Origin of the sequence: Rhodanobacter caeni, assembly GCF_039523575.1 — a bacterium.
GTDB classification, from domain to species: domain Bacteria; phylum Pseudomonadota; class Gammaproteobacteria; order Xanthomonadales; family Rhodanobacteraceae; genus Rhodanobacter; species Rhodanobacter caeni.
Genome location: NZ_BAAAFO010000001.1, coordinates 55,980 through 75,796, shown reverse-complemented (window position 1 = coordinate 75,796; position 19,817 = coordinate 55,980). Strand labels below are relative to the sequence as shown.

18 protein-coding genes are annotated in these 19,817 nt (G+C 66.8%); 8 read left to right on the top strand and 10 right to left on the bottom strand.

The features are described from left to right. The first annotated feature begins 26 nt into the window (after window positions 1–26). Window positions 27–1,379 carry an NADP-specific glutamate dehydrogenase gene (gene gdhA / locus ABD017_RS00330; protein ID WP_343879068.1) on the top strand — a complete coding sequence of 451 codons (1,353 nt, stop codon included), beginning with the start codon at window positions 27–29 and terminating at the stop codon, window positions 1,377–1,379. A gap of 173 nt (window positions 1,380–1,552) precedes the next feature. Here the strand turns inward: gdhA and radA are convergent, their stop codons facing one another. The 6 genes from radA to ABD017_RS00300 form a co-directional block, all read right to left on the bottom strand. Then, the gene (radA, locus tag ABD017_RS00325; protein ID WP_343879066.1) at window positions 1,553–2,938 is read right to left on the bottom strand and encodes a DNA repair protein RadA; all 1,386 of its coding nucleotides are present in this window, start codon (window positions 2,936–2,938) and stop codon (window positions 1,553–1,555) included. Between the two features lie 168 nt (window positions 2,939–3,106). Then, window positions 3,107–4,501: a replicative DNA helicase gene (locus ABD017_RS00320; RefSeq protein ID WP_343879064.1), complete on the bottom strand. Its 1,395-nt coding sequence runs from the start codon at window positions 4,499–4,501 to the stop codon at window positions 3,107–3,109. A 418-nt stretch (window positions 4,502–4,919) separates the two neighbouring features. Further along, window positions 4,920–5,369, bottom strand: a complete 450-nt coding sequence (gene rplI, locus ABD017_RS00315) for a 50S ribosomal protein L9 (RefSeq protein WP_343879062.1) — start codon at window positions 5,367–5,369, stop codon at window positions 4,920–4,922. A 165-nt stretch (window positions 5,370–5,534) separates the two neighbouring features. Continuing rightward, window positions 5,535–5,765, bottom strand: coding sequence for a 30S ribosomal protein S18 (gene rpsR, locus ABD017_RS00310; RefSeq protein WP_007081973.1), 231 nt, complete (start codon window positions 5,763–5,765; stop codon window positions 5,535–5,537). Between the two features lie 15 nt (window positions 5,766–5,780). Further along, on the bottom strand, window positions 5,781–6,206 hold the full coding sequence (rpsF, locus tag ABD017_RS00305; protein ID WP_343879060.1) for a 30S ribosomal protein S6: 426 nt from the start codon (window positions 6,204–6,206) through the stop codon (window positions 5,781–5,783). 188 nt (window positions 6,207–6,394) lie between these two features. Beyond that, entirely contained in the window at window positions 6,395–6,721 is a 327-nt protein-coding gene (locus ABD017_RS00300) for a HesB/IscA family protein (RefSeq protein WP_343879059.1), read from the bottom strand. A 145-nt stretch (window positions 6,722–6,866) separates the two neighbouring features. Between ABD017_RS00300 and asnS the strand changes: the two genes are divergently transcribed. The 5 genes from asnS to ABD017_RS00275 all read left to right on the top strand — a co-directional run bounded on the left by asnS (window position 6,867) and on the right by ABD017_RS00275 (window position 11,827). Beyond that, window positions 6,867–8,282: an asparagine--tRNA ligase gene (gene asnS, locus ABD017_RS00295; RefSeq protein ID WP_343879057.1), complete on the top strand. Its 1,416-nt coding sequence runs from the start codon at window positions 6,867–6,869 to the stop codon at window positions 8,280–8,282. A gap of 13 nt (window positions 8,283–8,295) precedes the next feature. Beyond that, window positions 8,296–9,135, top strand: coding sequence for a MalM family protein (locus tag ABD017_RS00290; RefSeq protein WP_343879055.1), 840 nt, complete (start codon window positions 8,296–8,298; stop codon window positions 9,133–9,135). Beyond that, window positions 9,132–9,446 (top strand): hypothetical protein, encoded by a 315-nt coding sequence (locus ABD017_RS00285; RefSeq protein WP_343879053.1) that lies wholly within the window; start codon window positions 9,132–9,134, stop codon window positions 9,444–9,446. The genes ABD017_RS00290 and ABD017_RS00285 overlap by 4 nt, the downstream gene beginning before the upstream one ends. 37 nt (window positions 9,447–9,483) lie before the next feature. Further along, complete coding sequence (locus ABD017_RS00280) at window positions 9,484–10,272, top strand: SDR family oxidoreductase (protein WP_343879051.1); 789 nt, start codon at window positions 9,484–9,486, stop codon at window positions 10,270–10,272. A gap of 88 nt (window positions 10,273–10,360) precedes the next feature. Further along, window positions 10,361–11,827 (top strand): aldehyde dehydrogenase, encoded by a 1,467-nt coding sequence (locus tag ABD017_RS00275; protein WP_343879049.1) that lies wholly within the window; start codon window positions 10,361–10,363, stop codon window positions 11,825–11,827. Window positions 11,828–11,929: 102 nt separating this feature from the next. On the opposite strand, the gene ABD017_RS00270 is transcribed toward ABD017_RS00275, so the two are convergent. Both ABD017_RS00270 and ABD017_RS00265 read right to left on the bottom strand, forming a co-directional pair. Further along, window positions 11,930–14,437, bottom strand: coding sequence for a YbcC family protein (locus ABD017_RS00270; RefSeq protein ID WP_343879047.1), 2,508 nt, complete (start codon window positions 14,435–14,437; stop codon window positions 11,930–11,932). Beyond that, a complete protein-coding gene (locus ABD017_RS00265) occupies window positions 14,437–15,999 on the bottom strand; it encodes an NADH-quinone oxidoreductase subunit L (protein WP_343879045.1) in 1,563 nt (520 codons plus the stop codon). The genes ABD017_RS00270 and ABD017_RS00265 overlap by 1 nt, the downstream gene beginning before the upstream one ends. 98 nt (window positions 16,000–16,097) lie before the next feature. Here ABD017_RS00265 and ABD017_RS00260 point away from each other — a divergent pair, with 98 nt between their 5' ends. Further along, window positions 16,098–17,009, top strand: a complete 912-nt coding sequence (locus tag ABD017_RS00260; protein ID WP_343879043.1) for a LysR family transcriptional regulator — start codon at window positions 16,098–16,100, stop codon at window positions 17,007–17,009. 72 nt (window positions 17,010–17,081) lie between these two features. Then, window positions 17,082–17,507 carry a RidA family protein gene (locus tag ABD017_RS00255; protein WP_343879041.1) on the top strand — a complete coding sequence of 142 codons (426 nt, stop codon included), beginning with the start codon at window positions 17,082–17,084 and terminating at the stop codon, window positions 17,505–17,507. 16 nt (window positions 17,508–17,523) lie between these two features. Here the strand turns inward: ABD017_RS00255 and hutG are convergent, their stop codons facing one another. Both hutG and gorA read right to left on the bottom strand, forming a co-directional pair. Further along, window positions 17,524–18,315 carry an N-formylglutamate deformylase gene (gene hutG, locus ABD017_RS00250; RefSeq protein WP_343879039.1) on the bottom strand — a complete coding sequence of 264 codons (792 nt, stop codon included), beginning with the start codon at window positions 18,313–18,315 and terminating at the stop codon, window positions 17,524–17,526. A 14-nt stretch (window positions 18,316–18,329) separates the two neighbouring features. Further along, window positions 18,330–19,676: a glutathione-disulfide reductase gene (gene gorA / locus ABD017_RS00245; protein ID WP_343879037.1), complete on the bottom strand. Its 1,347-nt coding sequence runs from the start codon at window positions 19,674–19,676 to the stop codon at window positions 18,330–18,332. Between the last annotated feature and the right edge of the window lie 141 nt (window positions 19,677–19,817).

Here is a 19,817-nt window from a genome sequence, read left to right as displayed (position 1 = left end):
TGCCATCTTTTTCAGGGGAACCCTTGATGTCCTTCATCCACGAGACGCTGACGCGCCTGCGCAAGAGCAGTCCGGCACAAACCGAGTTCTACCAGGCTGCCGGCGAGATTCTGGAATGCCTGCAGCCGCTGCTGGATACCGAACCGCGCTACCGCCAGCACAACATCATCGAGCGCATCGTGGAGCCGGAACGGCAGATCTTCTTCCGCGTGTGCTGGACAGACGACGCCGGCAAGGTGCAGGTCAACAAGGGCTACCGCGTGCAGTTCAGCTCCGCCCTGGGCCCGTACAAGGGCGGCCTGCGCTTCCACCCGTCGGTCAACGCCAGCATCATCAAGTTCCTGGGTTTCGAGCAGATCTTCAAGAACGCGCTGACCGGGCTGTCGATCGGCGGCGCCAAGGGTGGCTCGGATTTCGACCCGAAGGGCAAGTCCGACGCGGAAGTCATGCGCTTCTGCCAGTCCTTCATGAACGAGTTGTACCGCCACATCGGTCCCACCACCGACGTACCGGCCGGCGACATCGGCGTGGGCACGCGCGAGATCGGCTACCTGTATGGCCAGTACAAGCGCCTCACCGGCCATTACGAAGGTGTGCTGACCGGCAAGGGACTGAACTGGGGCGGCTCGCTGGGCCGCAAGGAAGCCACCGGCTACGGCACGGTGTATTTCGCGCAGCACATGCTGCAGGCGCGCGGCGAGGATTTCGAGGGCAAGGTCTGCCTGGTTTCCGGCGCCGGCAACGTGGCGATCTACACGATCGAGAAACTGTACCAGCTGGGCGCGCGGCCGATCACCTGCTCCGATTCGCTGGGCACGATCCACCACCCGGCCGGCATCAACCTGGAGACGCTGAAGCTGCTGAAGGAGGTCAAGCGCGCCTCGCTCAGCGAATACACGGCGCACCATGCCGACGCCACCTATATCCCGCGCGGCGATTATCCCGAAGACGGCCACGCGGTATGGCGGATCAAGGCGGACGCCGCCTTCCCGTCGGCCACGCAGAACGAGGTCACTGCCGCGGACGCCAAGGCGCTGCTGGCCAACGGCGTCACCTGCATCGCCGAAGGCGCCAACATGGGTTCCACTGCCGACGCCATCGACATCCTGCTGGCCAGCAAGATTGCCTACGGCCCGGGCAAGGCGGCCAATGCCGGCGGCGTGGCCACCAGCCAGCTGGAAATGGCGCAGAACAGCGGCATGCAGCAATGGACGATGGAACGGGTCGACGGCAAGCTGCACGAAATCATGGCCGGCATCTATCAAAGCTGCACCGCCGCCGCCGAGGAATTCGGCGAACCGCACAACCTGGTGCTGGGCGCCAACATCGCCGGCTTCCGCAAGGTGGCCGACGCGATGATCGACCAGGGCGTGTATTGAGGTAGCGCCGTACGGATTCGGGATTCGCGAAACGATCGCGCGCAGGCAAAGCGGCTGCAGGAGCGCACCCTGTGCGCGATGCTTTTGCTTTGCTTTTGCGAATCCCGAATCCCGAATCCCGAATCCCGAATCCCGGCAAAGCATCGCGCACAGGGTGCGCTCCTGCGCCGCCGTCAGCGACAGGCGTCGATCGCTTCGCTGAGGCGTTCGACGCCGATCACCTGCATGTCGCCCACCTTGCCCTTCTTCGGCGCATTGGCTTTGGGCACGATGGCCTGGCGGAAGCCGTGATGCGCGGCTTCCTTCAGGCGCTCCTCGCCATTGGGCACCGGGCGGATCTCGCCCGACAGGCCGACTTCGCCAAAGGTGATCATGTGCTCCGGCAGCGGCCGGTCGCGCAGCGATGACAGTACCGCCAGCAGTACCGGCAGGTCGGCCGCGGTTTCCTGCACGCGGATGCCGCCGACCACGTTGACGAACACGTCCTGGTCGTAGGCCGCCACGCCACCATGGCGATGCAGCACCGCCAGCAGCATCGCCAGCCGGTTCTGTTCCAGCCCCAGGGTGACGCGGCGCGGATTGCCCAGCGAAGACTGGTCGACCAGCGCCTGCACTTCCACCAGCAGCGGGCGCGTACCTTCGCGCGTCACCATCACCGCGCTGCCCGGCGTCGGGCCCGCATGCGATGACAGGAAAATCGCCGACGGATTGGGCACCTCGCGCAGGCCCTTGTCCGACATCGCGAACACGCCCAGCTCGTTGACCGCACCGAAGCGGTTCTTGAACGCGCGCAGCACGCGGAAGCGGCTGCCCGATTCGCCCTCGAAGTACAGCACCGCATCGACCATGTGCTCCAGCACGCGCGGGCCGGCAATGCCGCCCTCCTTGGTGACATGGCCGACCAGGAACACGCTGGTGCCGGTTTCCTTGGCGAAGCGGGTGAGCTTGGCCGCCGACTCGCGCACCTGCGATACCGAACCGGGTGCGGCGGTAAGCAGCTCGGTCCAGATGGTCTGGATCGAGTCGATCACCAGCACCCGCGGCCGCGTTGTCAGCGCCTGCTCCAGGATCCGCTCGATGCAGGTCTCGGCCAGCGCCTGCAGCGGCGCCAGCGGCAGATCCAGGCGCTGCGCGCGCGACGCCACCTGCGACAGCGATTCCTCCCCGGTGACATACACGCTGGGCAGGTGCGTGCCCAGGGTGCCCAGCATCTGCAGCAGCAGGGTCGACTTGCCAATGCCCGGGTCGCCGCCGATCAGCACCACCGAACCCTGTACCAGGCCGCCGCCCAGCACCCGGTCCAGTTCACCGATACCGGTCAGCGTGCGCGCCTCGGTGGTCAAGGCCACCTCGGTCAACGGCGTGATCCGGGCGGAGCCGGCGGCGTGGCCGGCGTAGTTCGAGCGCTGCGCACCCGCCGACACCGACGCTGGCGACGATGGCGCCAGCACCACCGCGCTGAGCGTGTTCCACACGCCGCATTCCACGCACTGCCCCTGCCATTTGCTGTGCTCGGCACCGCAATCGGTGCAGACGTAGGCGGTCTTGGCCTTGGCCATGCGGAATCCTGCCGTGTAGTGAAGCGTTGAAGCTTAGCGGGCAGTCATCGCAAACGGCGAGACGCTTCGGCGCGGATGCTTGTGGGTTTTTGCCGCGCGCCGTCGGCGCTGGCACTTCCAGATGGCTAGCGCGCGGCTCTTCCGAATCCCGGATCCCGAATGACGGCCCTAGTCAAAACTCCCCACGAACGAGTCGGCCGCGTAGTTCTCGAACTTGGTGTAGTGACCCAGGAAGGTCAGCTTGCAGGTGTCGGTGGGGCCGTTGCGCTGCTTGCCGATGATGATTTCGGCGATGCCCTTGTCGGGCGAATCCTTGTTGTAGTACTCGTCGCGGTAGATGAACATGATCACGTCGGCGTCCTGCTCGATGGCGCCGGACTCGCGCAGGTCGGACATCATCGGGCGCTTGTCGGCGCGCTGCTCCAGCGAGCGGTTGAGCTGCGACAGGGCGATCACCGGCACGTTCAGCTCCTTGGCCAGGCCCTTCAGCGAGCGCGAGATCTCGGAGATCTCGGTGGCGCGGTTCTCCTTGTTGCCGGGCACCTGCATCAATTGCAGGTAGTCGATCACGATCAGGCCCAGGCCGCCGTGCTCACGGTGCAGGCGGCGGGCGCGCGAGCGCAACTCCACCGGCGACAGGCCGGGCGTGTCGTCGATGAAGATCTTGGCCTCGGACAGCAGCGCGATCGCGTTGGACACGCGCGGCCAGTCCTCCTCTTCCAGGGTGCCGTTGCGCAGGTGCTGCTGGTGGACGCGGCCCACCGAGGAGATCAGGCGGAAGGCCAGCTGCGAGGCGGACATTTCCATCGAGAAGATCGCCACCGCCTTCTTCGCGCGCATGGCGGCGGACTCGGCAATGTTCACCGAAAACGCGGTCTTGCCCATCGACGGGCGCGCCGCCACGATGATCAGGTCCGACGGCTGCAGGCCCGAGGTGAGGTTGTCCAGATCGGTGAAGCCGGTGGTGATGCCGGTGAGCTGGCCGCGGTTCTCGTAGCGCTCGGTGAGCAGTCGGAAGGCATCCTTCACCGCTTCGCGCATGGAGACGGAATCCTTCTTGCCGCGCGCGCCCGATTCGGCAATGTGGAACACGCGCTGCTCGGCGCTTTCCAGCACCTCCTGCACGCTCTTGCCCTCGGGCCGGTAACCGTCCTCGGTGATCGAGGTGCCGGCGTCGATCAGCTGCCGCATCACCGATTTCTCGCGCACGATCTCGGCGTACGCGGCGATGTTGGCGGCACTGGGCGTGCTGTTGGCCAGCTCGATCAGGTAGCTGGCGCCGCCCACCATCTCGGCCAGCGCGTTGCTCTCGAACCAGTCGCCAAGGGTCACCGCATCGCACGGCATGCCCTTGTTCGCCAGCTCGTTGATGGCGCGCCAGATCAGGCGATGATCCTTGCGGTAGAAATCCATTTCCGCCAGCCGGTCGGCCACCTTGTCCAGCGCATCGGGCGCCAGCATCAAGCCACCCAGCACCGCCTGCTCGGCCTCGATGGAATGCGGGGGCACGCGCAAGGCCTCGATGGCGGCGGAGGGGGATTTGCGCTCGGGAACGAAGGACATCGACTTACCTCGGAAAGTACCCGCGACGGGCGCGCCTTGCACCGACACGCCGCGAATGGACATGCCGACCATCATGCGCGGCGGCGTCTCAGCCGTCGAGACAACAACCCTGTGGAAAAACTGTGGGTTGTTGTGGATAAGAGCGGGGATAGGAACGGAGGTTGGGTCATGGGAGGGCCGAGGCGCGCCGAGGCTGATCGACTCAAGCCCCTCAACCGTTCGAGCTGAGCGTAGCCGCTCGCGGCGAAGTCGAAGCCTTTCCGCAACCTGCCCTTCGACTTCGCCGCTGCGCGGCTACGCTCAGGGTGAACGGTTGGGGAGTGCGTGGCCTGGCTCTGGCCATTCCGATTCCCGATTCCCGATTCCCCAAAAAAAACAGGCGCCTTGCGGCGCCCATTTTTTTCGCTTGCAACAAGGCTTACTTGTCGCCAACCACGATCACCTTGACGGTGGTCTGCACGTCGGCGTGCAGGTTGACCACCACGTCGTACTCGCCGGTGTTGCGAAGCGGGCCTTCGCCCAGGATCACTTCACCCTTGTGGACATCGTTGCCGGCGGCGGTCAGCGCCTCGGCGATATCGCGCGGGCCGACCGAGCCGAATAGCTTGCCCTCGGCGCTGGCGTGGGCGGAGATCGTGACCGTGACGTCGGCCAGCTTGGCCTTGCGCGCCTCGGCCTCGCTCAGCATGGTGTTGGCCTTGGCCTCGTACTCGGCGCGGCGCTGCTCGAACGCTTCCAGGTTGGCGGCGTTGACGCGTACGGCCTTGCCCTGCGGCAGCAGGTAATTGCGGCCATAACCCGGCTTCACGGTGACCTTGTCGCCAAGGTTGCCGAGATTGCGGACTTTCTGCAGAAGAATGAGTTCCATGATGCTTTCCTGTTCGTTAGCGCCGGTGTGGCCCGACGCAGCCAGAGGACGGGTGTCCGAATAGACGGGATTTGGGAAACGGGATTGGGGATCGGGAAAAGCGCAAGCGACGAACCCGCCGCTTACCGAATCCCGAATCTCAAATCCCGAATCCCGGCGACGTCGTCAGACGTCGTGGTTGTCGGTATACGGCAGCAGCGACAGGAAGCGGGCGCGCTTGATCGCGGTGGCCAGCTGGCGCTGGTAGCGCGCCTTGGTGCCGGTGATGCGGCTCGGGACGATCTTGCCGTTCTCGGTGACGTACTGGCGCAGGGTGTTGAGATCCTTGTAGTCGATCTCCTTCACGTCTTCGGCAGTGAAGCGGCAGAACTTGCGGCGGCGGAAAAACTTGGACATGGTTTTGGATTCCTATCAGTCGTCGCTGTCGCGATGGTTGTCGTCGCGGTCACGGCCGCGGCCTTCGCCGTCACCCTCGTCGTCACGGCGACGGGTGCTCTTGGCGTCGTCCTTTTCCTTCGACTTCAGGATGAAGGACGGCTCGGTCTCGGCTTCGTCGCGACGCACCACCAGGTGGCGCAGCACGGCATCGTTGAAGCGGAAACCCGACTCCAGTTCGTTCAGCGCGTTCTGGCCAACTTCGATGTTGAGCAGCACGTAGTGCGCCTTGGCCAGGTTCACGATGGGATAGGCCAGCTGACGACGGCCCCAGTCCTCGAGGCGATGGATCTTGCCGCCGTCGGCCTCGATCAGCGACTTGTAGCGCTCGATCATCGCCGGAACCTGCTCGCTCTGGTCAGGGTGGACCAGAAACACGATCTCGTAATGACGCAGGGTCATCGTGGTTTGACTCCTTGTGGATGCGGCCAGATGGCCTCGCAGCCTCCCGCCGGTGCGGTGAGGCAAGTGTGCTGCCCGCCAGGATTGGCGCGGACAGAAGCGGAATTGTAAGCCGGCCAGGTGGCGGCCTGCAAGTCATTGAAGAACAAGCGTCGAAGGACGGGAACCGCCGGGCTCCCGGAGCGGGCTCAACTGACCGTGAAGCTCTCGCCGCAACCACAGGCGCCGGTGGCGTTGGGGTTGTGGAACACGAAGCTGGCGTTGAGTCCCTGGCGCTGGAAATCGATCACCACGCCCTCGACCAGTGCCGCACTGCTGTCGTTGATGATCAGCGGCAGGCCGTCCACCTCGACCACCTGGTCGCCGTCACCGACGGTTTCGGCCAGATCCACCACGTAGGCAAAACCGGAGCAGCCGGTGCGCTTGACCCCGAACCGCACGCCGGCCGCGGCGGGCGAGCCGGCCAGGAAGTGGCGCATGCGTTCGTTGGCGACGGGGGTGATGGTGATGCTCATGGCGCGACAAGACCTCGGACTGGCGCCCGGACATTCGCGGCCCGGGCAATGCCTACATTATCATGGCGGTTTGGCGCGCGCCGTCCGGCGCGGGCGCCTGCCACCCTTGCACCCAGATGCGGTGCCCGCCCAGGAGTTTCAATCGATGGCCGCAGTCAGTCCCCGCATTTGCAGCGTGAAACAGGCGCTGTCCGGCACGATCGACGCGGGCAGCGCGGTCACCGTGCGCGGCTGGGTGCGCACGCGGCGCGATTCCAAGGCCGGGCTGTCGTTCGTCAATGTCACCGACGGCTCCTGTTTCGATCCGATCCAGGCGGTGGTGCCGGCCACGCTGGGCAATTACGACAGCGAGGTGAAGCACCTCACCGCCGGCGCGGGCGTGATCGTCAGCGGCACGCTGGTGCCATCGCAGGGCAAGGGCCAGACGTTCGAGATCCAGGCCAGCGAGGTGATCGTCACCGGCCTGGTCGATGACCCCGAGACCTACCCGATCCAGCCCAAGCAGCACTCGATGGAATTCCTGCGCGAGGTGGCCCACCTGCGCCCGCGCACCAACCTGTTCGGCGCCGTCACCCGCGTGCGCCACACGATGATGACGGCGATCCACCGCCACCTCACCGAACAGGGCTTCTTCTGGATCAACACGCCGATCATCACCACCTCCGACGCCGAGGGCGCCGGCGACATGTTCCGGCTGTCCACGCTGGACCTGGCCAACCTGCCGCGCGACGACAAGGGCCGGATCGACTTCCGCAAGGATTTCTTCGGCCGCGAGGCCTTCCTCACCGTATCGGGCCAGCTCAACGTGGAGGCGTACTGCCTGGCGATGAGCAAGGTCTATACCTTCGGCCCCACCTTCCGCGCCGAGAACTCCAACACCCCGCGCCACCTGGCCGAGTTCTGGATGGTGGAGCCGGAGATCGCGTTTGCCGACCTCGCCGCGGATGCCGACTGCGCCGAGGGTTTCCTGAAGGCGATCTTCAAGGCCGTGCTGGAGGAGCGCGCCGACGACATGGCGTTCTTCGCCGAGCGCGTGCTGCCGGAGGCGGTGAGCCGCATCGAGGCGTTCATCGCCCAGCCGTTCGAGCGCATCGACTACACCGACGCCATCGATATCCTCAAGAAATCGGGGCAGAAGTTCGAATTCCCGGTGGAATGGGGCGTGGACCTGCAGACCGAGCACGAACGTTACCTGGCCGAGAAACATATCGGCCGTCCCGTGGTCGTAATGAATTACCCCGAGGCGATCAAGGCGTTCTACATGCGCCTGAACGACGACGGGAAAACCGTGGCGGCGATGGACGTGCTGGCGCCGGGCATCGGCGAGATCATCGGCGGCGCCCAGCGCGAGGAGCGGCTGGATTACCTCGACCGGCGCATGCAGCAGTTCAAGCTCGACGCCACCACGTACGGCTGGTACCGCGACCTGCGCCGCTACGGTACCGTGCCGCATGCGGGCTTCGGCCTCGGCTTCGAGCGCCTGCTGGTGTACGTGTGTGGCCTGGCCAACATCCGCGATGCCATCCCCTTCCCGCGTGCGGCGGGGCTGGCGGAATTCTGAGTAACGACCGGACATGACCCATCGATCCCTCCTGCTGCCCGCCCTGCTCCTCGGCGCCTTGCTGGCCGGTTGCCACAACGTGAAAACGCTGCTGCCGCCCAACTTCCGGCCGCCGGAGGACACTGGCAACACCCGCGAGGAAGCGATGCAGCGGCTGCTGCAGGCCACGCCGTGCTGCAGCAGCTTCGCCGATTTCTCCTACCAGCGGATGCTGCCGTGGCAACCGCAGAAGTTCACGCTGGGCAGCGGCAGCATGGTGGCCAATCTCAACGGCACGCACAGCTATTTCCTGGCGTTCCGCCTGCCCGTCGACGCCAAGCTGCCCTACCGGGTGGCGCTGAAATCCGAATTGAACGGCCGCTGGCTGCACAGCAGCTACCTGTTCGCGCCCACCATCGTGCTGCTGGACGCCGGCTTCCAGCCGATCCGCTCCAAGGACATCGACCTGTGCGAGCACATGGGCTGGGGCGAGGAAACCACCGGCGCGTTCGGCAGCCTCAGCATCGAAAGCGAGAAGGCGCGCTACCTGCTGGTCTACAGCTCGGCCGCGCAGCAGTCGGGGCAGACCTACTGGGAGCAGTCGCCCGCCGCGTTCAGCACCAAGGCCACCTTGAACATGAACTCCACCGGCAGCTTCAGCGTGCCGCACGGTCCGGACGGCTCGCTGTGGATCGGCATGATGAACTCCACCTACGCCAAGGCGGTGGACAACGCCATCTGCAAGAAGGCCCCTGAGGGCGACGGCGTGCTGAGCACCTTGCGTACGGTGCTGCCGACGCCCTGGAGCACCGACCACGACACCCACAACGGCGGTGGCAGCGGCAGCGCGGGCGACCAGGTCAGCAGCCCGTGATCGTTCTTTACCTCGGCCTGCTGATCGCCGGCGTGGCGCTGTTCGTGCTGTCGTACGCCGCGCATTTCCGGGTGGCGAGCCTGTTGCGGCAGCGCTACCCGCAGCAATGGAAGATCATCGCCGAAACGGAGAACGGCAAAACCGGCGCGATGCGCACCTGGATGCGCATGCAGTACGCGCTGCGCTCGCCCGCCCTGCCGGCGCTGGAAGACGCGGACATCGACCGCTGGCGCGCGATCTGGCGCTACAGCCCCTGGCTGGGCTGGCTGTGCTGGCTCGCCGCGGTGGCGATGCGCCTGTTGCTGCATTGATCGACGGGCGTGCCGCCCGCTTCGAGGGAGAACGCCGATGCAACTCAACCTTGCTGGACGCCACGCACTGGTCTGCGGTGCATCGCAGGGCATCGGCCGGGCCTGCGCCATCGAGCTGGCGCTGCTGGGCGCGGACGTGACCGTGCTGGCGCGCCGCGCCGACGTGCTTGCCGGGCTGGCGAATGAGCTGCCGCGCATCCATGCCGCGCAACGGCACGATTTCCTGGTGGCCGACGTGGCCGATACCGAAGCGCTGCGCCGGCAGGCCGACGCCCTGGCGGCGGCGCATCCGGTGCACATCCTGGTCAACAACAGCGGTGGCCCGCCGCCGGGCGACATCGCCGATGCCAAGCCCGCCGCCTTTCTGGACGCATACCGCCAGCACCTGCTGGCCAACCACACGCTGGCCCAGGCCGTGTTGCCCGGCATGCGCGCGGCGGGCTTCGGTCGCATCGTCAACATCATCTCCACCTCGGTGAAGGAACCGATCGCCGGCATCGGCGTGTCCAACGCCACGCGAGCCGCGGTGGCGAACTGGGCCAAGACGCTGGCGGGCGAAGTGGCCGCCGACGGCATCACCGTCAACAACGTGCTGCCCGGCGCCACCGACACGCCACGCATCGCGCAGATCGTGAGCGCGAAGGCGCAGGCCAGCGAGCGCAGCGCGCACGACGTGCAGCAGACGATGGCGGCGGCAATTCCCATCGGCCGCTTCGCCGAGCCCGCCGAAACCGCTGCGGCGGTGGCCTTTCTGGCCTCGCCCGCGGCCAGCTACATCACCGGCATCAACCTGCCGGTGGATGGCGGTCGCACCCGTTCGCTGTAGCGAGAAACAGCGCGGCACGGCAGCCGACGTGCCCTTGCATACGCCCGCGTTCGGTGCAATTGCAGGCCGCTGGACGTAAGCTTGGCGGATGCCTCTGCTGCAATTAGCCAATCTGATCGATGGTCGCCAGCAGGCACCGACCACCGATCGATGGCTGGATGTGCACGAGCCGGCCACCGGCCAACCCTTCGCGCGATGCCCCGATTCCGATGCCCGCGACGTCGATGCCGCCGTGGCGGCGGCCAGAGCGGCCGCGCCGGCATGGGCCGTCGCGCCGATCGAGCAGCGCGCCGCCCTGCTGTCGCGGCTGGCGGCGCTGATTGAAGCCCGCCTTGACGACTTTGCCGCGCTGGAATCGCGCGACAGCGGCAAGCCGGTGGCGCTGGCCCGCCGCCTGGACATCCCCCGCGCGGTCAGCAACCTGCGCCACTTCGCCGCCGCCATCACCAGTTGGGGCAGCCAATCGCACGCGATGGAAAGAGGCACGCCGGGCCGCGGCGCCATCAACTACACCCTGCGCCAGCCACTGGGCGTGGTCGGCTGCATCAGCCCGTGGAATTTGCCGCTGTACCTGTTCAGCTGGAAGATCGCGCCGGCGTTGGCGGCCGGCAATACGGTGGTGGCCAAGCCCTCGGAAATCACGCCCTGCACCGCCGCCTTGCTGGGCGAGCTGAGCATCGAGGCGGGCTTCCCCGCCGGCGTGCTGAACATCGTGCACGGCCGCGGCGCCAGCGTGGGCCAGGCACTGGTCCAACACCCGCGGGTGCGCGCGATCTCCTTCACCGGCAGCACCGCCACCGGCGGCACCATCGCCGCGGCGGCAGCACCACAGTTCAAGAAGGTGTCGCTGGAGATGGGCGGCAAGAACCCCGCCATCGTGTTTGCCGACGCCGATCTCTCCGACGCCAACATGGACACCATCGTGCGCTCGGGTTTCGCCAACCAGGGCGAGATCTGCCTGTGCGGCTCGCGCTTGCTGGTGCAGCGGTCGATCCACGACGCGTTCCGCGCCCGCTACCTGGCGCGCGTGCAGGCGCTGCGGGTTGGCGACCCGGATGACGCGGACAGCGATCTGGGCGCGATGGTCTCGAAAGCGCACCACGACAAGGTGCTGGGCTGCATCGCGCAGGCCCGCGCCGAAGGTGGGCGCGTACTTTGTGGCGGGGAAGCCGTGCGGCTATCCGGTCGCTGCGCGGAGGGCTGGTTCATCGCGCCCACGGTGATCGAAGGGCTGCCTAACGCCGCGGTCACCAACCAGCAGGAAATCTTCGGCCCGGTGGTGAGCCTGATCCCGTTCGAGGATGAAGCCGAGGCGCTGGCCATCGCCAACGACAGCCGCTACGGCCTGGCCGCTTCGCTGTGGACGCAGGACCTGTCGCGGGCGCACCGGCTCGCCGCCGCGCTGGCCTGCGGCATCGTCTGGATCAATTGCTGGCTGTTGCGCGACCTGCGCACGCCATTCGGCGGCATGGGCCAATCGGGCCTGGGCCGCGAAGGAGGCAGCGACGCGCTGCACTTCTTCACCGAGCCGAAGAACATCTGCGTCGCTTGGTGACCCGCCCACAGCGATCCGGCAAAGGACGACTGCGCAGCACGGTGAAGCAGCATGCCGCGATGGTCGCTCGCCGCTTCATCGCTCACGCGATGCGGCGGTCGGTCATTCCACGCCAGACACGTCCTGCTTCAGCGGCAGCCATCGTCCGTCGGTCCAACGCATCAGCCGTCCTCCTTCGTATTGCCACAGGATCATCCAGCCATTGCCGATGATCCGTTGCAGCACCTCATGGCGGGCAAGGATGTCGTCGATGGCATCCCGCGGGGCGGCGATCACGGTGGTCTGGCGCAGCGGCTCGTGGCGCCAGGTGCGGCCGTCAGACAGCGACTGCCGCGGAATGCCGATGCGCAAGTCGCCGCCGTTGCCCTCGAACACGCCGATGCGCCCGCCGATCACGTTGTGCAGCACCTTGTTGCCGGCGCCGTAATGCAGCGGATCGGTGGTGGAGGCGTGGTATTGCCAGCCCAGCCAGTGCGTGACCACCAGCGGCCCCAGCATCAATTTCTCCAGTACCGAGAAATCCGTGTCGGCCTGGGCGTCATAATCATGCAGGTAGCAGCGCGTGAAGGACGCATGCCGGGTCAGCTCGCGTGGCCCGATGATGAAGCCCGCGTTGGTGGTGAGCCCCCATTCCGGCCGGGTCTCCGAACCATCGTTGGCCCGCCGGCGGAACCGCGTGAGGACCTCGTCAGGGCTGCCGGTCGCGCTCATCCACAGGCTCGGTGCGCGTTCTCGGCGCACGCGATCGCCGGCCCTCTCCAGCGTCTGCTGCAGCTGTTGCCAACGCGGCTGTTTCGGGGCGGGCAACAAATCCAGATCGAAGCCCTGGATCTCGTCCGTCGTGGTGTTGTGCAGCGCGGCCATGAACCAGGTGGCTTGCGGTATCTCGATACCCTCGTCGCGCGCCAGCGCGGCGCGCACCTCGGGTTCATTCAACAAGGCGGCCAACGCGCGCACGTTGGCTTCGCCCGACTGGCCGCCGCAGGCGCCGCAGTCAAGGGTCGAGGCGTGCGCGTTGTTGCAGCTCTGGCTGGCATGCCCGGTGAGCACGACCAGCGGCGCCAGCTCGCGATCGATGCCCATGACACGCAGAGCACCCGCCGCCAGCGCCACCTGCCGTTCCAGTGGCACGCCCATCAGGCGCGGGCGCGCCAGCGTGCGGCAGGCGTGCGGCAAGCCGTGGTGGTCGTCATTGTGGCGCGGCGTGGCCGGCGGCCGCAGCCACTGCCACAGGCGCCGCAGGTAACCGAAGCCGACCGCCTCGACGTAGGAAAACGTGGTATTCGGCCAGCGCGTGGTGTTCTGCCACTGGCCGTGGGCGGCCAACCGGCGCATGCGCTGCCTGCGTGCCGGCGCATCGTCGGGCGAGCTGTCCGCCGGTGCCAGGATCTGGTCCTCCACTTCCACTTCGGGAAACGCCAGGCCGGGAAGTTGCGGCCGGCTTGTCGGTGCGCCCAGCGGGCGATAGCTCATCGGCAGGCCGAAGAAGCCGGCGAAGGCACGCGTCTGGATGCGGTCATCGAGCGCCTCCAGCGCGCGTCGCATGGGCTCGCTGCGGATGTCGATGCAAAACACCATCTGCGCATCCGCCGGCGCAGCGCCATGCCCCAGCCCGACAGCCGCCTGCAGCTTGTCCGCCAACTCGCGCTGGAAGCGTTGTTCCAGTGCCATCTGCCAGACTTCGTCGATGCGCGCACGGTGGGTGACGGCGGCCAGACGCTGCGGGAACACCGCCCAGGCCATGCGCAGGCGGGCGGCGGCCATGTCGGCGCGGTGCGGATGACACTCCAGCAGCAATGCCTCCCAGACCAGTCGCATGGCCAACAACTCCTCGAGGTGCCGATCCGCCAAGCCCCGGCCGTCGGCCTGGTATTTCAACCAGGCACACCACGACGCCCAGCCGTTGATCGAAAGCAACAACGACTCGAAATACGGTTCCAACGCCGTCTCGGGCAGCTGCAGCCGCGCCAATGCCCAGTGCATGGCAACCTCGGCCGTATCCGGCAAACCGCGCAGCGTGTCTCGCAACCCGGGCAGGCCCATGACCATGCCCAGGCCCTTCTCGTGCCGCAGCGTATCGGTCCAGAACCGATACAAGCCCTGTGGCGCCCGCGGCAACCAGTGCGACTGGTCCTTGTCGAAGTACGCCGCACATACCTGGCTGAGCTGGAACATGATCTCGCCGCGCCACGGCAGATGACGCGTGCCGCCGGCACTGTCATCCAGCTCGTCCACGATCAACGGCATGGCCGTCACCGGCGGTTCGTACAGCGCCGCGACCAGGGCCTGAGCGTCGGGCAGATCCGCGATCGTCGACTGCGCCCGCGCGGCTTCGAGATCGGCAGAGGTGATGCGGCCCTGGCTCCAGCATTCGCGCAGGTAGCCCTGCTGCGGCAGCACGTTGATTCCGCCCAGCAGGACCAACCGCGCCGCCACCTCGCGCACCGGCATGTGGATCCGGTACCAATGCGGGTTGATCGCCACCGCGCCATCCAGCGGCCAGCTTGGCGCGATGCTGTGCACGGCCTGCGCGCAGGCTTCGCGTACCGCGCCGGCATCCACACCGGTGCCGGTGCCGGCAAAATCCGTCATTGCTTCGCTCACGCTCATCACTCATCCCTTGCCGGCACGGACTGCGTGGCGGGAAAACGGCTACCCGCGGACCCGGGCTGATGCTGCGGCCACAGACGCAACACCAGCACGGTGTACAGCTCGTCCAGATAGAAGCCTGCGTAGATCCACTGGCGCAAGCTCACGAACCCGTGCGGCCACCATTGCAGGGCCACGAATCCGGCATACATGAAGACCATGCCGGCAACCGCCAACGGTCCGGCCGCTTCGAACGGCGCGAAGCTTGCCCCCAATGGCAGATATTCGACCGCGAAAACGGCCGCCGTGAATCCAATGACCATGGCCAGGCCGGTCAACGCATGCCACCGGCGATGGCGCGCGGGCAACCACAGCAGCGGTGCCCAGGCCAGCGCCAGGATCGCGCTCCACCACCACGGCCAAGGCAGCTCGGCCAGCCAACGCTGCACGCACCAGACCACCAGGCCACTGGCCAGCGGTGCCCAGAGCAGGCTCGAGCGTCGGTTGTGGCCATCCTCGTGCAAACGCGCGATGCGCGTATTCCTGACCGCGGATGAAGCCGCCAGGAACGAATGCGCCTTGTACAACGAGTGTCCTAGCAGGTGAAGCGCGGCCAGTTCGTACAGCCCGAGCCCGCACTCCAGCAACATGAAACCCATCTGGCTCAGCGTCGACCAGGCCAGATGCACCTTCAGGCTGACCCGGGTGATCATCACGGTGCCGCCCAATACCGTGCTGAGCAGGCCGGCCACCACCAGGCACCAGTGTGCGACATCGGAGATGCCCAGCAGCGGGGCAAAGAACACCAGCACATAACCACCCAGGTTGACCACGCCGGCATGCAGCAGCGCCGACACCGGGGTCGGCGCCTCCATCACCTGGATCAGCCATCCGTGCACCGGCAGCAGCGCCGTGCGCAGGATCACCGCCAACGCCAGCAATACCGCACTGGCGGTCAACTCCGGCGAGCGCGCACCCGCGGCCACGCGCTCCATGAGCACGCTCAGCAGGCCGCTGCCCGCGGCGCGCCAGGCCAGCACCGCCGCAACGATCAGCAGCAGGTCGGCCAGCCGGTCGGCGATGCGTTTCTTGTGGGCGGCCAACTGTGCGAAGCCGCGCTCGGGGTAGAACGTCAGCAGCCGCTGCATGCCCAGGCCGATCGCCATCCAGGAGCCGATCAGCGTCACCCAATGATTGGCCAACAACAGGAAGTGCACGCTGGCCAGCACGACGGCCAGTGACGCGATGTAGGTTCCCTGCCGGTGTTCACCGCGCAAATGACGCATCGAGTAGACGCCGATGACCGTACCGAGGAACTGCACCAGCAGGCTCACCCAACAGCCGAACACATTGGGCGAAAGCCAGAAATGCCCGCCGTCGAACGCGCGCCATCCGGGCATTCGGACAACCACCAGTTCCAGCGCCAGCGAGATCGACGCCAACACCAGCGCGACCACGGCCAGAACATTGAAGCCACGCCAGCGAGAGATCGTCGAACCACGCCGCAAACGCGGCGTCCACGCCGCACCGAGCATCAGCAAGGCTGGCAATACGGCGGCCACATAGTTGATGGCAAACAGCAAATGCGTACCTCCCGGCGCAAAACAGGCGCCATGATCCGGGAGAATACGGTTTGTGTAAAATATATTTATTACGAGTTTTGGTTCTGAAAAACAGAACGATGGATCTGCAGCAACTCAACTTCCGGCACCTGTTCGCCTTCTGGAAGGTCACCACCGAAGGCCGCCTGACACAGGCGGCGCAGAGCCTGCACGTCTCCCAGTCAACGCTTTCCTCGCAGATCCGCCACCTGGAGGAACGCCTCGGCCATCCGCTGTTCGAGCGTCGTGGCCGGCAACTTCTGCTGACCGCTACCGGGCAGCAGGTCTATCGATATGCGGAAAACATCTTCGGTCTGGGCGAGGAAATGCTCGGCTGGCTGGACGGTCATTACCAGGGCATGACGCGGGTACGCATTGGTGGCGTGTCCACCATGAGCCGCAACTACCAGGAAAACCTGCTTCGCCCGATGATGCGCGATCCGTCAGTCATCCTGATCATCGAATCAGGCATGCTCGACGAATTGATCCAGCGTCTGGTACAGCACAAGCTCGATCTCGTGCTCGCCAATTCGCCCGTTTCCTCGACGCCCGACTTGCCGCTGCACACGAAGTTCCTTGGCAGCCAGGAGATTTCCGTCGTCGGCCAAACCGCGATCTGGGGCGGACGCAAGTTGCGCATTCCCGAAGATCTGGACGGTCTGCCCGTGGCGCTCCCCGGCCCCCGCCACGCCCTGCGCGCCGAATTCGACGCGCTGTGTTCGTCCGCCAACGTCGCCCCGCTGTTGCGCGCGGAAATCGACGATATGACCATGTTGCGCCTGGTGGCGCGCGACAGCGGCTGGCTGACGATCCTGCCGGCCGTGGTGGTGCAGGACGAGCTGGAATCCGGCGCACTGACGCGTGTCGGCCATTCCGATCTGCTGCGCGAGCGCTTTTACGCCATCACCACGCAACCGCGGCAGCACCCGGCCGCGCTGGACCAGCTGCTGGAGACGGTATCCGCCCCGGAAGCGCAGGAACAAAAAGTTTGAACGCGCAGTGGCGTCATGCACAACGTGATGGCTCGGCCATCTGACTCTTCGACAAACCTGGAGCAACCGGCCATGCCCGATTCCGACGCCAGCTTCCGCATCGAGAGCGCGCCCGCGCCCATCGGCGCGTACCCGCATGCGCGGCGCGTGGGCAACCTGCTGTTCCTGTCCGGCGTGGGCCCGCGCCAGCCGGGCAGCGACACGGTGCCAGGCAACGTCCACGCGGCGGACGGGCGACTGATCGGCTACGACATCGAGGCGCAGTGCCGCCAGGTGTTCGCCAACGTGCGCGCCGTGCTGGAAGCCAGCGGCGCGGCCTGGACCGACCTGGTCGACGTCACCGTGTTCCTGACCGACATGGAGCGCGATTTCGCCACCTACAACCGCCTGTACGCGGAGTATTTCGCCGGCGTGGATGCCTGTCGCACCACGCTGGGCATCGACCGCCTGCCCACGCCGACCGCGATTGAACTGAAGTGCGTAGCCGCACTGCGTTGAAGCCCTCCTACGGGCGTCATGCGGCGGCGTTCGCAAGGCAGATCCGCAGCAGTTTTTCGATCAATTGCTGCACCGCCGGCGCCTTGGCCTCGTCGTAGGCAAAGGTCTGTTCGTCCATGTAATGGCGCTGCGCCAGTTCCAGTTGCACCGCCTGCACGCCGCTTGCCGGCGCGCCGTAATGGCGCGTGATGTAGCCACCCTTGAAGCGCCCGTTGACCGCCACGCTGAAGCGCGACTGCGCGGCCAGGCACGCTTCCAGCTGCGCCTGCAACGTGGGGCTGCAGCTGGCACCGGCGGCGGTGCCGAGGTTGAAGTCCGGCAGGCGGCCCTCGAACAGCATGGGTACCTCGCTGCGGATCGAATGGCCCTCCCACAACACCACGCGGCCGTGCGCGGCGTGCAGGCGCGCCAGTTCATCGGCCAGCGCCTGGTGATAGGGACGCCAGTAGCGATCGACACGTTGCTGCACTTCCGCCGCGTCGATCGGATCTACCACGCTGTACAGCGGTTCGCCATCGAAGCCGATCGACGGCACCAGCCCGGTCTCGCGCTGGCCCGGGTACAGCGCATGGCCATCGGCGGGGCGATTGAGGTCGACCACGTAGCGCGATGCCATCGGCCGCAGCACGCTGGCGCCCAACGCTTGCGCCAGCGGCTCGTACAACCGTCCCACATGCCAGTCGGTATCCGGCGAACGATGCGCCCACGGGTGCATGCGCGCGGCGATATCGGCGGGGATGACGCTGCTGTCGTGCGGCAGGCTGATCAGCAGCGGCGCGCGGCCGCGTTGCAGGGTGAACGTATCCATGGCGCGCATGGTACTCAACGCATCAGCACCAATTCTTCGGACGAGGTGGGATGGATCGCCAGCGTGGCATCCAGGTCGCGCTTGCGCAGGCCCAGCTTCAGCGCCACCGCGAATCCCTGCAGCATCTCGTCCACTCCGGGGCCCAGCGCATGGATGCCCACCACGCGCTCCTCGGCACCCACGCATACCAGCTTCATCAGGCTTTGCCCCTGCTCGCCGGCCAGTGCCCATTGCATCGGCGTGAAACGGCTGTGGTAGACCGTCACCGGCTCGCCGTGATGCCCGCGCGCGTGCGCCTCGGTCATGCCCACCATGCCCAGCGGCGGCTTGCTGAACACCACGCTGGGAATGTTCTTTCCATCGAGATGCGCGTCGGGCTGGCCACCGAACAGGCGATCGGCCAGATGGCGGCCGGCCGCCACGGCAACCGGCGTCAACGCCCGGTCGGTGCTGGCGTCGCCGATCGCCAGGATGCCCTCGACGTTGGTCTGCTGGCGGGCGTCGACCTGCACGCGACCACGCTTGTCGGTGCGGACGCCCACCGCCGTCAGGCCCAGATCGTCGGTATTCGGCACGCGGCCAACCGCCCACAGCAAGGCATCGTAGGGGCCGTCCACGCCGGTCGGCGCGTCATCGAGCAGGAGGCCCGCTGCCGTGCGCCGAACCGCCTTGACGTCGGTGTTGTAGCGCACGCGAATGCCCTGCCCATGCATGTGCGCCGCCAGCGCCTGCACCAGCTCGTCGTCGAAACCCTGCAGCAATTGTTCGCGCGCCAGCATCGTCACCTCGCTGCCCAGCGCCTGCAGCAGGCCGGCGAATTCCACCGCGATGTAGCCGCCGCCCACGATCGCGATGCGGCGTGGACAGGTCGACAGCGCAAAGATGTCGTCGGACACCATGCCCAGGTCGAAGCCCGGCAACGGCAGCCGGCGCGGCCTGCCGCCGGTGGCAATCACGATGTGCGGCGCCCGCAGGCGCGTGCCGTCGGCGAGTTCGACGACGTCCCGTCCGGCAAGCCGCGCCCGCTGCCGAAACCGCTGCACGTTCGCCCGCTGCACCCGCTCGCCGTAGCGCGCTTCGATCCCCTCGATGTAACGCGCCCGTACCGCGCGAAAGCGCGCCCAGTCCAGCGGCCCCGGTTGCGAGGCAAAGCCCACGTCGACCGCAAGCCGCTGCGCCTGCTCCCACTGCGCCGCGAACCACAAGGCCTTCTTCGGTACGCAACCGCGATGCACGCAGGTGCCGCCCAGTGTGGCCGGATCGACCAGCGCCACGTGCGCGCCGTGTTCCGCCGCGCGAAGCGCGGTGGCCAGTCCGCCGGAACCGGCACCGAGCACGATCAAGTCTGGATGGGGCGTCATGACGTCTGTCCTGGAGAAGTACAGGAAGTGTCGCCTGCCGGCATGGATGGTGGCGTCAACGCGGTCTTCTCGGGAGAAGGTCGGCTCCGCTGGCTGGATACGCGGCGGCCTGCCCGCGTGGAACCCCGCACAATGCTGGAG